We start from the raw sequence: 12,080 nt of genomic DNA on the forward strand, positions 1-12,080 counted from the left end.
CTATTTGCTTTCGGCTCGGCGCTTGACGATCAGGTTCACGATGGTGGCCAGCAGGAGCATCAGGCCCAGGAAGAACTTGAACCAGTCCGGGTTCCACTGCGCATACACGATGCCCTTGTTGGCCATGCCGAAGATGAAGGCACCGATCGCCCCGCCAACGGCAGAACCGTAGCCACCGGTGAGCAGGCAGCCACCGATCACCGCGGCGATGATGTAGAGGAATTCGTTGCCCACACCCTCCCCCGACTGCACGGTGTTGAAGGCGAAGAGGTTGTGCATGCCGAGGATCCAGCCGCAGAATCCCACGGCCATGAACAGGCCGATCTTGGTCTTGGTCACCGGAACACCCACGGCACGGGCAGCGTTCGCGTCGCCACCGACGGCGAAGATCCAGTTCCCCACCTTGGTTCGCAGCAGAACCCATGACGCCACGGCCACCAAAGCGATCCAGATGAAGACGGTGACGTTGACCTCGACTCCGCCAATCTTCACACTCGAGGCGAACACAGTTTTGGCTGCGTCAAATCCATCGATATCCGAAATCGACGGCGTGGCCACGGCGCCGCCGATCATCCGGGTGAGTCCAAGATTCAACCCGGCGAGCATGAGGAAGCTGGCAAGGGTGACAATGAAGCTGGGCAGTTTGGTCTTGATGAGGATCCAGCCGTTGATGAAGCCGATCCCGAGCGAGACCACCAGCGCAAAAAAGACTCCCACCCAGATGTTCGCGCTGAAGTACCAGCTGAACATGGAAGCCGACAAGGCTGAGGTGATGACTGCAACACCCGTGGAGAGGTCAAACTCGCCCCCGATCATCAGCAAGGCGACACCGACAGCCATGATGCCGATCGTTGAGCTTCCGTAAAGAACAGTCGCCAGCGAGTTGGGCTGCAGGAATACCGGTGCGATCGCGGCAAAAAAGACGAAGAGAACGACAGCGCCAACCAAGGCACCGATTTCCGGCCGCAACAGCATTTTCTGCAGGGGGTTCCGGGAGCCGACCCGTTCATCGGATACGGCGGTTAGGACAGCATTGGCCATGATTACTGGACTCCTTTGGCGTGGGATGCCGGGCAACTATTGAGGCCCGGCATCCCGACGGCCACATGGGGTTAGCGGATGCCGGCCTGGGCATACTTGGAAACTTCTGCGGCATTGGTCTTATCCACGACTGCCGGTCCGGTGTAGACCTGCTGGCCACCGCCGACCTTGAATCCGCCGACCTTGCTCAGCCAGATGGCGTCAACGCCACCATAGCCTTGGAGATAAGGCTGCTGGTCGACCGTGAACTCGACGCTTCCGTCCTCAATGGCTTTGGCCAGGTCACCGTTGAGATCAAACGAGGCAACCTTGATCTTGCTTCCGACTTCCTTGACGGACTTCACGATCGTGAGCGTGAACGGAGCACCCAGGCCGACGATCGCGTCAGCGTCGGGCGTGGACTGAAGCTTGGCAGTCACAGTGGAGGAGACCGAGGTCATGTCCGCACCATTGACGTTGAGGATCTCTGTGCCCGGGATGTTTTCCTTCATGCCGGCGCAGCGGTTTTCCAGGCCCACATGGCCCTGCTCCTGGATGACGCAGATCGGATGCTTCACGCCCTCGGCGGCCAGACGCTTTCCCACAGTCACACCTGCCAGCTTGTCGCTCTGCCCAAAGTGGGTGAAGGCGCCCAACGCTTTGGACTGGTCCTCGCCCGCGTTCATGCTCACTACAGGAATACCGGCGTCGACTGCCTTCTTGACGACATCCTTCAACGCGTCCGGCTTCGCGAACGTAACAACGATGCCGTCCACCTTCTGGTCAATGGCCTGCTGAACGAGTTGCGCCTGGCGGCCGCCTTCCGCGTCACCGCTGAAAAGCAATTCAACATTGTCCTTCTTGGCCGCGCTCTCGGCGCCCTTGCGCACAATGTCCCAGAAGGTGTCACCTGCCGCCGCGTGCGTGATCATTGCCACCTTGATCCGCGCGGTATCAGCTACCTGGCCTGCGGCACCGGTATCTGCACCGGCTCCCCCGGTCTTGCCGCCCTGTGCAGAGCAAGCGGTGAGGGCAATCATCGGGGCGAGAGCCAGGACAGCCAGTCCTTTCGCCCAAGTAGTCTTCTTCAGCACAAATATCTCCTTTGATCCGTGCGGTCCAGGTGTTCGGCGAACGGAGGTTCGCGGCGTGATGAGACTCACTTTTGGACCGGTCCAACAATAAACAGAGACAATCGCCAATGTCAATGGACCGGTCCAATTTGCTGTGATAGAACTGTTCAACCGTTCCGAAAACCACAAGCTGCAAGCAGCGTTGATAGGCCTGTGCGGGACATCCACTTATCCCCAAGAAGAAACCCGGAACCATGAAAAGCGGAAGCCGCCTGATCGTCCAGAATTGGAGCTGCGCCGAAGGCTGTGAAGTAGACGTAGTTCACGATGATGCGGTGATCCGCACCGGCTTCGTGGAACTGGCCGCGCCTTCGGGAGACTACGTCTGGCTAGCGGCCGAGGGAAACGATCGAAGAGAGCTTTTTGACCGTAGAGACGGGTACGTCCTCCTCACTGATGAGGACCAGGCATACCGCATCAAGATACTTCCCTCTGCACAGTGACTCACCGTCTGGGCAAGGAGAGAACACCCTCCTCGCCGGGCAACGGCGCGACAGACCCGGATCAGACTCGGCGTGGCCCGCAGTCCATGACCGACGTTTCCGCGAAGCTCCACCGGTGGCGTTTACGGGGTCGGGCAGGTCCAATAGATAACGCAACAGGAGGACAACCTGTGCCTCCGCGCCGAGCGGATCCGGTGCAGGCGGAGACGCCGGCCTCCGCCGCGGTGTCCAGCAGAACTTTGGCCACTTGGAGGGAGTGTGCCCGCTTTGAGGCCTTGGCGCTGGGATTGAACCCATGCACTGAAGACACGTTCTGTCTCGTCCTCGAGGGCGTAAATGCCTGGTAATCGCAGTAACCAAGAATTCGGCAATTTTGGCCGTGCTTCAGCCTATGGATCTGGCGACTCCCTTTGTCGATGCCGAGATTTCGTGACCAGTCAACGACATCGGGAGGTACGTTGTCGGGCAACAGCCGCAACTCGTTGCCTTCCTCGTCGCAGGTGTTCACGTACACGTCCACAGCGGGTGCGGATTCAGTCACGACAGCAGGTCACCCTGAGATACGGCAGTGCTAGCCCCTTGAAGCGACGAGGAGGTCGACGAGTGCGGCGGTATTGCTGAGTCCGGAACCGACACACCTCGGCGCTGTCGACGGCTCGTGCGCCAGCCTCAGGGACTCCCGGAGGAGGTCCTGCTGAACCCGGAACGTCCAACGACTCCTACGGTCCAAGCCGAAAAGCCATGTCGCCTGGAACAGAAAACGGCATGAAATGGTGAGGCAGAACCATGAGCAAGGAACCAAGATGCAAGCCGAAAGCCGCCCGTGCACCAAGGTGGGTGCACGCTGTTCAGACCCCATTTGGCCGGACAAACACGCGACGAGCGCACGCTCTCTGGCTCGCATCAAGCAGCTTCCGCGGATGATCATCGCAGACAATTCGGCTTGGTCATGTCTTCACCACGACTCTTGGTGATGAACGAGTAACGGCCAACAACTGGCCACCGGCGGCAGCAAGAAGGGCGACACATAACCCTAGATTCCGACAGGCAGCGGGCCCACCAGCCAGGACCCTGACACGCCACCCAACTTCACAGGCCACCGCGGGCGCCAGGCACAGCCTGCGGACAACGTCAGAGGGACCGCGCAGGATCAATGTCCACACGTTAAAGCAAAACCCCCCTCTGACGAGGGGGTTTGCTGTGCCCGAGGTGGGACTCGAATTGCATTCAGGGCCCCGCAAACACAGGGAAGTTCCGAAAACATGCCGAGTACCGCCCGATCCGGCACCGGTACGGCCGAGTCCGAGAGGCAAAGTGTGGACAGTGTCCACACCTATTCCAGAGGCGCGGATCAGGCTAGCGCTGGACGAGGTGCTTCGAAATCACGGCGGCGGATTCATGCAGTTCGATGTTTCCGGCGGCGACTCCGACCACGAGGTCGAAGCCCTCGTCAGTGGTGAAATCATGACGGTAGCCGTTGATCCACAACAGCAAAACCGTGAGCGTCCACGCCGTGCGCTTGTTGCCGTCGATGAGCGGATGGAAGCGGGCGACCGATTCCAACAGCGCAGCCGCTTTCATGGCCAGGTCAGGGTAGGCATCAGCTCCCATGACGGTTGTCGCCGGCCGAGCGAGGGCCGAGGCAAGCAAACCGACATCCCGGATGTGGAAACCGTACCGGTCAACGACCTGAAGGGCGTCCTCAATGTCCAGGTACGCGCTCACGCGTCCGCAAGACGCGTGAGCAGCTCGGCGTCATGACTCATCACAAAATCCAGCCCCTCATTGATTTCGCGACGGCGGGCATGTCGCTGCAGGACCAGCTCCGCCCCCTGAAGCAGAAGCGCGGACTTGGATGTGTGTTCCTCGGCGGCGAGCTTCTCGAGCCGACGGTCAAGGTCCTCGGGGACACGGAGGTTCATTGCCATACACTCAGTGTACCAAACTGGTACTACGGGTGAATCCAGGCGTCAGCGTAAAGGAATCCGCCGCCGAGTTGCGGGTAGCGAAGAAACGGATCCGCCCTCTTGAGCAGGAGAATGAGACACTGCGGCGCGCCGCGGCATTCTTCTTCCGAGAATTGCCCCCCAACATGAGCTTCCCGCTGGTCCTTGCCGACGGGATTCCCGTGGCGGTGACCTGCCGGGCGCTTGGCTTCTCCAAGCAACAAGGACTTGCCGGAAGCTCCTCGTCCCACCGCTCCGGTCCAACTTTGGCATGTCTGCGTCACACTGCCATGACAGCAACCTCTGATGGAGTCGATATAGCCCCATACATCATCGAAGGAAACAAAGCCTGCTCGCAAGACTTCCGGCTCCCTTAGCCAGCCTCGTCGGAATTCACTTAGAAAGGCGGCTCTTCTGGCTCCTCGGCTTCTGACTCGGACTGAGTCAATGGAGTAGCCCAAGCCTTTGTGATAGCCATCGTGCGACTATTTGGGGTGAATTGTGGCTCGAGCTCTCCGACCGTGACCATCACCGGAATCTGAGCTGCAACACCCGACAGGATGCATGTACCGGTTGGCAGGATGGGCATCGACTCGAAAGATATCCGATCAAGGTATGAAACGGCCTTCTCGATCGCCTTGATGTCCAGGTCGTTCACTAGGCGGTGCAGGAAGTAATTATGCAGCTGGGAGATGATCGTCGGTGAGATATCGTGAGGTCGCTGACTGGCAATCGTCAGGAAGACTCCGAACTTGCGCCCTTCCTTAATGATCTCTTCGAAAGTCTCTAGCCGGTAGTCGCGCCATACTTCGCTCTCACGGGCGGAGTCGAACGACAGGATGTTGTGGGCCTCGTCGATGATGAGGTTGAGATAGTGCTGTCCAAGCTGGTCGCTAGCTTTCTTGGTCTCGTAGAGATGGCGACAGAGAATCATCGGCAGGACCTTGCGCATGTCAAGGTTTACGTCGCGCAAGGACACCACGGTTAGGGGTTTCGACGACGCGGCTTCGTCTGAGACCGTAATGAGCCGCTTGATTCCGTCAATGCGAGTCTCGAGACGTTTCATGAGCGGGCCAACGTGCTCCTTGTTGATGAACCCGCCGATCACGTCGTGGTAGTACTGCAGGATTAGTTTGAACCGCACAAGATCAACGTCTCCAACGGCAGAGAAATCTTGAGAAACGGCCATCACCTTACTGGCGATGAAGCCGCTCCAGTCGTCTGCCGAAGACCACTTTCGAGAGGAAGGGCCGTCCCAGTAGAAATTATGGTTCGAGCTGAAATAGCCAAGACGTGTCTTGAATTCCCGTACCAACTCCTGGAAGGAGCTGGACGCCGAGGCACCGAGGCTATCCTCAATCTCCTCGAGAAACCTTACTGGCAACACACGGTCCATGGACGGATCGGTGCTCTTTGTCGCGCGGCCCAGCAAATCGGCGATGACCGATAGCAGTTCGGTCGCGTCGGGAAGCATCCGGTCCCAGTAGTCGCTTCGCAGAACTCTCGCCACGAAGGGAGCCTGGGTCTTCTCTGTTGCATCCAACAAGATCGTCCAGAAGACTGGATCATGCACGGCCGATCGAGGTAGGGGTAGCCGGTCCCCTTTGTCTGTCCGTGTGGAGAGGCGATACTCGTGTTTGAACTGCTCGTCGACGATCACCGATGACGATCCATTGGGTGTCGGCTCGGCGGTCTCCGACTCCCGGTTGATGTACTCCCCGTTGAAGTCGATGAGCACAAACTGTGACCGGTCAGCGAAGCCGGGCTGGTCACAGAACTTCGCGAACAGCTCGTGATAGAGCTTGGCTAGCGTGTAGGACTTCCCGCTGCCTGTGTTGCCAAAGATGCCCACATGGCTGGCGAAGATCGAGTCGACGCCAACTAGTACCGGTTGCGTCGGTTCCATCGCAAGGACTCCCAGTGGAATGGCGCCCGCAGCATCAGAAACGAAGGTGTGGATCGCCCTGAACTCGTCCTCGCTGAGTAGGAAGCATTCGTTGTCGAGTAGGGGCATCTCACGGACGCCTCGCCGAAACTGTCCCTGCTCAAAGTAGCCGACCAGACTGACTTCAAGCTGACGGTTCTGTTTATCGACGTTGCGTCTGTAGCTCTCTGAGGCTCCATGATCTTCCTCGACACGCTCGCCGTCGACCGATGCGACGAGTTCAACGAATCCCTTGGCGATCTTGACGAAGCCGCCGACGGCGACATTACGGACGATCTTGCCCTGGTAGAGGAGGTGAGAGCTGTTCTTTAGCTTGCTGACGGCGACACGGACCCTGCGTCCTTCGACGGAAGTGACCTTGCCGATGTTGAAGACGGCGTCCTTCTGGAGGGTCTCATCCTCATCAAGCATTTTCGGCACTTCCAAGTCTCACTTCGATGATGTGATCCGCAGGCCGCGATGTCTCTTCGAGGAGCAGTTCAAGGAAGTCCTCAACGACGACATCGAGCGACAGCTTCCGTTCTTCATCATCCGCTTTTGGTTCGGCTGGCCGCACGAACAGGACGTTCCCGTTCTTGACCTTCTCGTTCGGGAACAATGACTCGATAGCCTGATAGGCCTCACGGTCATAGCAGAAGATGATCACCTGGAGCGTCGGATTGGTTGATGCCGCCCTCAAGACAAGATCGAGCAGATGCTCGTCACGAAAAGAGAAGCCGTGCGCCAGCAGGACGCTGTTTTCCTTCTCGAGTTCATTCGCGAACCGACGAATTAGCTCGTAATAGGTCTTGTTGAGAACCGTCGAAGCGAACTTCGTCTTCTCAGGGTTCACGATCTGCAGGTCCTTATAGGCCTCCGCAAAGTCAAGACCAGCCTGATCGAACGCCTTGCCTGTCGCGGAAAGTCCCAGCGTGAAAGCATCGACATCGGTCGGTCCGTTGATCTCCAGGAGATTGGCCTTGGCCGCCTCATAACGTGCCTGGACTGCTTTGATGACATCCAGGCTGTGGTCAAAGTAGATCTCGTCGCCTTGTCGCTGCCAGCCCGCGGAGCCATGGATCTTGATGAGGTTAAACGTGGGGATCTCTGAACGGTACTCAAACCGAGCGCCCTGTCGGAATCGCAGAGTGCTGTACTCGCCAAGGTCGAGTCTGGGCCGTATCTTTCCGGCGAAGCCGTCATTGGTGTCGATCTCGAGCAGCTCCAGTGCGTGTTCAAAGGCCATATCGACGTTTGTAGTGAAAAGGTTGACCTGCTTGCCGAGGAGCGTACTACGCCGCTTCAGCAAGATGCGGTTGAGCGCTCCGACGAAGCGCCCGTAGGACTTGATGAGCTTCTGGGCGTCTGCATCGTTCTTTGCGTCGAGCAGGCGAAGATTTGGCAGCAGAACCCGGTCGAAGAAGTAGCCCTGCAGAGACACGCGGGCCAACTGCGTTTCGTCGTCAGGCTCCTTCAGCTCCGTCAAGACGGTCTCTACATCACCGAGCGGGGCGATGAAGGGGACTGACGACCCGGCCCCGATGAGGAAATTGAGGTGTGAGTCTTGGACGATGGTCCGGAGACGCTCTATCGGAAGGCCTTCGGCTGGAGATGAGGGTACCCCAGACGGGGCAGTAATCCGGAGCCCGCTCGTCACTGGTCCACTCCCGTCCGATGGCCTGACGCGGCAACAGGTATGTCCCAGGAAGCGAGCAGTTCAGACGCTCGACTGGGCCGTCTCACCATTTGTCGTTGTTCCCCCTCCACGCCACGGAGCGTGCATACGTTGTTGTTCAGCTGTGTCATTCAGGCTACCGGCGGCCCCGCACACGGCAACTCGCCACGCTCGAACCCTGGGTGTTTTCGGGCAAGAACTCCTGCCAAGAGCTGCCCGGTTGGCATACCTCCAGGTAGCGCCCAATGGCGGGCATCACGCGACTACATACAAGCCTGCAGCGCGCAAAAGCATCTCAGGTCCAGAGGGTGCCAACGCGCGATTCCAACGGACGCAGCTGATCAACCCTTAAGTCAGACTGGTCACATGGGTCTCGCTCTCAACGACGCCCAACACCGCGTCCTACAGTGGGTCGCTGATGGCGCCGACCTCGTCAACCCGCCTCACGACGTGTTCAAGACAAGCGCCGTGACCTGCCGGCCCGTGGCCAGGCGGTCACGGTCGCCATCGACCCGGACCACACGACCCCTTCGCGTCATAGGCTACGACAGACCGGTGTGGGCCGATATCGGGTTCGCCGCGTCGATCCTGGATCTGCCCGCCATCCTGTCCTCCTCCTTTGTGTCGACCTCACTCGTGGCGCTTCCGCCCCAGGTCCGCAAGGCAGTCGGGGACCGCCCGTGGCAGGAAGTGACGGCCCGGTCCGTCTCACGATCCCTCTAAAAAGACACGCTCACCTCCCGGCTGGAAGCAGTGGACTCAGAACGCACGTCCCTCCTCAAACCCCTCGACACCGCATGGATGCCGGCCGAGTCCTACAGGCACGTCCGCGAACCCATGAAACAACTCACCATGTCCGAAACCCCCGAAGAACCCTCCGCCATGAACGTCTTCATCCGCGAACGCAGCCTGGCCACCGCATGAGCGTAGCCGCACAAAATCCACGCCTCCTGCAGGAACTCGGCCGGCGCCTTCAAGCCCGCGGCGTCCATGGGGACGTGAAGCTCGTCGGCGGGGCCGCCCTCTTCCTGCAGGGCATTGGCAACCGCCCCACGCCCGACATCGACGCCAGCTACGCCGACAAGTTTGCCGTCCCCGCCGCGATGACGGCGAGCGGGACCGCGGTGCGGGTTTTGGTTGCTGCCCGCGATCACATGACCGCCGAGCGCAGGGCGACCCTCAATGCGTTGATCGCGATGGTACGTGTGGTCGGCCTTGGAATCGACACCGAGGACAGCTGAACGCTCGCCCAGGTAGTCGAGTCTCAAGTAAGGAGGTGTGCACTCAACGTCTTCCATTTGAGCCACATAAGAACTCGGAGGTGCAAGCCATCTGATGCAGGGTTTACAGCGGCAACCGTCGCTTCGAATAACCCAGGCTGATCCAGCAAGTCCACGTAGTCCAACACGGGCGCTGGAACATATCCGATCCGTTCGCCTGTCTCCGTGTAAATTGCCCGCGCTCGTGGATCGGCAATGTTCTCCGTTTCCGCGACGACACGAAGGCGACCGCCCGGCTTCAGGCGCCCAGAGTCGACTAGCTCACGAGACTCGTCTCGTTGGTACTTGAGCCCGTGAACGGGCACCAAGAAGCGCAATGACTCTTCAGCCGAATCGATCTCTGGTTCAGAGAACATCTCGTACGTGTCTGCGACACGTCTTCCAAAAGAGCGACCTAGTATTTCAAATGGCGCCGCATCGGCAGGCAGCCTGAGCTTTTTGAGCCACTCATCTCGATCGGGACGCTTCTGGCTCATCAACCTCCCTGAAAAGAATGGGAAGAGAACAGTCGATTCATATGTGCGCGAGACATCACGGAAACCGGGAATTGCTCGGAAGTGGGGGTTATTCTCGACGCCCGCAAAGTATCGAAAGGTATACGTCCCATCGTGCTCTTCAGCTCGCCCAAGCAAGACATAGGCACGCGTTTCAGGATTCTGCCAGGATACGAGGAGCGAGTTCGCCTGAGGAGGGGTAGCCAGCGTCGATGGCCGATTCAGCAGCCGAGACATGAAACCAATCTTTCTTTGTTGATACTGACGATCTTAGCGGCCAGGTTAGTTGCCTGCGCTGACATTTTACTCAGCTCGATGATCCGAGTGGCCGTGTCAACGTCGAACTCAAGCACAGTCGTGGCCCAGTGTCGCTGCGCTTCGGCGCTGCAGCCTGCTAGAAACTGAACCGCGAAATCAACCAAAGACGTCTTCGACTCCCCCTCGAACCGATGACTCGTGGCTCTGGTCGCGAACTGCCTCAAGAGCTCTTCCGAAGCGAGAACCTTCTCCAGACGTGGTCCTCGCGTGGTGACGCCGAGCGAGGTGGCGTGATCATAGGAGGGCGCCAGATGCATTTTTCCCTTGGGCGTGATTTCTATTGCCCAGTTTTCGCTATGACGATCCGTGTTCCCGATGAGAGCGTCGAAAATCAGATACCCAGCGAACCAATCGACAGCGGTCAGGCCCTTCACCGGACTTGCAATGGGTGGTTCAAGCTGCTCCAGGATCGTCCTGATCCATTGCTGGCTGTGGCCCTTTGAGTCCTTTGCTCGCGGGTCGAAGTTCTCAACGAACTCTGAAAGGTACAGTGATGCATGCTCGAGTTCGTTGTTTTCATCGACAACAACGTTTCGCGAAAGACACCCCTGGGAGTTCCTAAGGATTGCCAGTCGAACGACGGCAGCGGGAATCCCGAATTGCTGGGCAAGTATGCTCGCCACAAGCTCAGACCTGTCCTCATACTCACTTCGATGTTGTCGATTGGGCTTGTAAATCCAGCGGTGATCGGAGGCGTCGGGGTCCCTGAGCCAAGTCTTCTCGTTCTCACCAGCTGGTTCATCTCTGTCCAGTAGCCAGGTCGTGAGATCCACGACTTCAAACCGAGGGTCTGAGTGGCCTACCAAACTTCTCCTTCTTGAGGTGTTGACTGCGAGTCCAAATACGAAAGCCCGGCGGAGGGACTGGCGCAAGCCCAACAACTTGGCATCGCGCACACGCACACTACAGCCTAACGTCACAGCCTCCGCTGCATGAACCGCCGAGCCTAATCGAAGTTCTCCGCGCTGAGAACCGTAGAAATCACAAAAGCGCGGCCCAGGACGTGAACGGACGACGGTGTATCCAAGCATGGTCAAACACATGTGGGATCCGGCCTTCAAAGCCGAGCAGTTCGCAGGGGTGCACTTTCCACCATCAACATGGTCGACCAACTGGTCGAGTCCCTCCCGAAGCCTGAGCCTTACGCCGGCCGTGGATTGGTGCCATATTTCGCACCCCTTCATGGCGGCTCAGCTGTCCGGATCCTTGAGCATCTTCCGTGACCCCGGGCCGATGACCCGCGAGACCAGTGGATCCGGAATGCCGTGCACCATCCGCAGGATGCCAGCCCCAAGGTTCCTTCCATCCTTCCCAGCACCGGCGATACGTCCACTTGCATGTGCGCGCCGACGAATCAGTCACGGTTCAACTGCTGCACGTTGGATGACCCATGCGCGATAGCCAGTTCCTCGTTGGATACCAAGGTCGTAATCCCGATAGGTGCTAAGGATGGCCCTTCGAATACTCGCGCCAATTGATTTAGCGAACTTTTCGTTCAGCGAACGTGCAGCGACGTTGTCGTCTTGGGTGGCAAGCGCGATGTCGCGCAGAGGCTCGCGCTCCGCTGCTGCGGTGAGGGGACTGCCCCGGGTTTTGTTGACTCGGGGTCTTAGGCAGCTGTGAGCGCGGTCCGGTTGATTGTTTCATATTCGATGGGCGTGAGTTTTCCCAGCCGTCTTTGCCGTCGCCGGCGGTGGTAGGTCCTTTCGATCCAGGTGGTGATGGCAAGGCGCAGTTCCTGCCGTGTGAGCCACCACTGACGGTCCAGGACGTTCTTTTGCAGCAGCGAGAAGAACGATTCCATCGCGGCGTTGTCCGCGCACGCGCCGACTCTGCCCATCGAGCCG

13 protein-coding genes and 1 pseudogene are annotated in these 12,080 nt (G+C 58.9%); 5 read left to right on the plus strand and 9 right to left on the minus strand.

Going from position 1 to position 12,080, the window contains the following annotated elements; genetic code table 11:
- Together ACNQPB_RS19010 and ACNQPB_RS19015 are read right to left on the minus strand one after the other, a co-directional pair.
- Positions 1-1,041 carry an ABC transporter permease gene (locus ACNQPB_RS19010; RefSeq protein ID WP_498753985.1) on the minus strand — a complete coding sequence of 347 codons (1,041 nt, stop codon included), beginning with the start codon at positions 1,039-1,041 and terminating at the stop codon, positions 1-3.
- Between the two features lie 71 nt (positions 1,042-1,112).
- A complete protein-coding gene (locus ACNQPB_RS19015) occupies positions 1,113-2,111 on the minus strand; it encodes a substrate-binding domain-containing protein (RefSeq protein WP_498753997.1) in 999 nt (332 codons plus the stop codon).
- A 236-nt stretch (positions 2,112-2,347) separates the two neighbouring features.
- On the opposite strand from ACNQPB_RS19015, the gene ACNQPB_RS19020 reads away from it, so the two are divergent.
- Positions 2,348-2,596: a hypothetical protein gene (locus tag ACNQPB_RS19020; RefSeq protein WP_498753986.1), complete on the plus strand. Its 249-nt coding sequence runs from the start codon at positions 2,348-2,350 to the stop codon at positions 2,594-2,596.
- Between the two features lie 1,356 nt (positions 2,597-3,952).
- On the opposite strand, the gene ACNQPB_RS19025 is transcribed toward ACNQPB_RS19020, so the two are convergent.
- Both ACNQPB_RS19025 and ACNQPB_RS19030 read right to left on the minus strand, forming a co-directional pair.
- Entirely contained in the window at positions 3,953-4,321 is a 369-nt protein-coding gene (locus ACNQPB_RS19025; protein WP_498753987.1) for a type II toxin-antitoxin system death-on-curing family toxin, read from the minus strand.
- Entirely contained in the window at positions 4,318-4,524 is a 207-nt protein-coding gene (locus tag ACNQPB_RS19030) for a ribbon-helix-helix protein, CopG family (RefSeq protein WP_498753988.1), read from the minus strand. Before ACNQPB_RS19030 ends, ACNQPB_RS19025 begins: the two co-directional genes overlap by 4 nt.
- 59 nt (positions 4,525-4,583) lie before the next feature.
- Between ACNQPB_RS19030 and ACNQPB_RS19035 the strand changes: the two are divergent.
- Positions 4,584-4,763: pseudogene (locus tag ACNQPB_RS19035) on the plus strand (IS3 family transposase); the annotation flags it as partial.
- Positions 4,764-4,939: 176 nt separating this feature from the next.
- Here ACNQPB_RS19035 and ACNQPB_RS19040 read toward each other — a convergent pair.
- Together ACNQPB_RS19040 and ACNQPB_RS19045 are read right to left on the minus strand one after the other, a co-directional pair.
- Complete coding sequence (locus ACNQPB_RS19040) at positions 4,940-6,898, minus strand: ATP-binding protein (protein WP_498753989.1); 1,959 nt, start codon at positions 6,896-6,898, stop codon at positions 4,940-4,942.
- Entirely contained in the window at positions 6,891-7,952 is a 1,062-nt protein-coding gene (locus ACNQPB_RS19045; protein ID WP_498753990.1) for a hypothetical protein, read from the minus strand. The genes ACNQPB_RS19040 and ACNQPB_RS19045 overlap by 8 nt, the downstream gene beginning before the upstream one ends.
- A gap of 744 nt (positions 7,953-8,696) precedes the next feature.
- Here ACNQPB_RS19045 and ACNQPB_RS19050 point away from each other — a divergent pair.
- The 3 genes from ACNQPB_RS19050 to ACNQPB_RS19060 are packed head-to-tail and all read left to right on the plus strand — an operon-like array spanning position 8,697 to position 9,382.
- The gene (locus ACNQPB_RS19050) at positions 8,697-8,864 is read left to right on the plus strand and encodes a hypothetical protein (RefSeq protein ID WP_498753991.1); all 168 of its coding nucleotides are present in this window, start codon (positions 8,697-8,699) and stop codon (positions 8,862-8,864) included.
- A 30-nt stretch (positions 8,865-8,894) separates the two neighbouring features.
- Positions 8,895-9,065: a hypothetical protein gene (locus tag ACNQPB_RS19055; protein ID WP_498753992.1), complete on the plus strand. Its 171-nt coding sequence runs from the start codon at positions 8,895-8,897 to the stop codon at positions 9,063-9,065.
- On the plus strand, positions 9,062-9,382 hold the full coding sequence (locus ACNQPB_RS19060; protein WP_498753993.1) for a hypothetical protein: 321 nt from the start codon (positions 9,062-9,064) through the stop codon (positions 9,380-9,382). The genes ACNQPB_RS19055 and ACNQPB_RS19060 overlap by 4 nt, the downstream gene beginning before the upstream one ends.
- Positions 9,383-9,405: 23 nt before the next feature.
- Here ACNQPB_RS19060 and ACNQPB_RS19065 read toward each other — a convergent pair whose 3' ends face one another.
- The 3 genes from ACNQPB_RS19065 to ACNQPB_RS19075 all read right to left on the minus strand — a co-directional run.
- Positions 9,406-10,152 (minus strand): HIRAN domain-containing protein, encoded by a 747-nt coding sequence (locus ACNQPB_RS19065; protein WP_498753994.1) that lies wholly within the window; start codon positions 10,150-10,152, stop codon positions 9,406-9,408.
- Positions 10,137-11,006: a HipA domain-containing protein gene (locus ACNQPB_RS19070; RefSeq protein ID WP_498753995.1), complete on the minus strand. Its 870-nt coding sequence runs from the start codon at positions 11,004-11,006 to the stop codon at positions 10,137-10,139. The genes ACNQPB_RS19065 and ACNQPB_RS19070 overlap by 16 nt, the downstream gene beginning before the upstream one ends.
- Positions 11,007-11,842: 836 nt before the next feature.
- Positions 11,843-12,080 (minus strand): integrase core domain-containing protein (locus ACNQPB_RS19075; protein WP_498753996.1); only part of this gene is annotated, 238 nt, incomplete at its 5' end.

This window comes from Curtobacterium sp. LFS079 (assembly GCF_047977865.1).
Classification (GTDB): domain Bacteria; phylum Actinomycetota; class Actinomycetes; order Actinomycetales; family Micrococcaceae; genus Arthrobacter.

What these genes read in the sequence shown, in the direction of transcription:
- ACNQPB_RS19065 (WP_498753994.1), bottom strand. Translation starts at nt 10,152, where the DNA reads ATGTCTCGGCTGCTGAATCGGCCATCGACGCTGGCTACCCCTCCTCAG.
- ACNQPB_RS19020 (WP_498753986.1), top strand. Translation starts at nt 2,348, where the DNA reads ATGAAAAGCGGAAGCCGCCTGATCGTCCAGAATTGGAGCTGCGCCGAA.
- ACNQPB_RS19040 (WP_498753989.1), bottom strand. Translation starts at nt 6,898, where the DNA reads ATGCTTGATGAGGATGAGACCCTCCAGAAGGACGCCGTCTTCAACATC.
- ACNQPB_RS19030 (WP_498753988.1), bottom strand. Translation starts at nt 4,524, where the DNA reads ATGGCAATGAACCTCCGTGTCCCCGAGGACCTTGACCGTCGGCTCGAG.
- ACNQPB_RS19060 (WP_498753993.1), top strand. Translation starts at nt 9,062, where the DNA reads ATGAGCGTAGCCGCACAAAATCCACGCCTCCTGCAGGAACTCGGCCGG.
- ACNQPB_RS19010 (WP_498753985.1), bottom strand. Translation starts at nt 1,041, where the DNA reads ATGGCCAATGCTGTCCTAACCGCCGTATCCGATGAACGGGTCGGCTCC.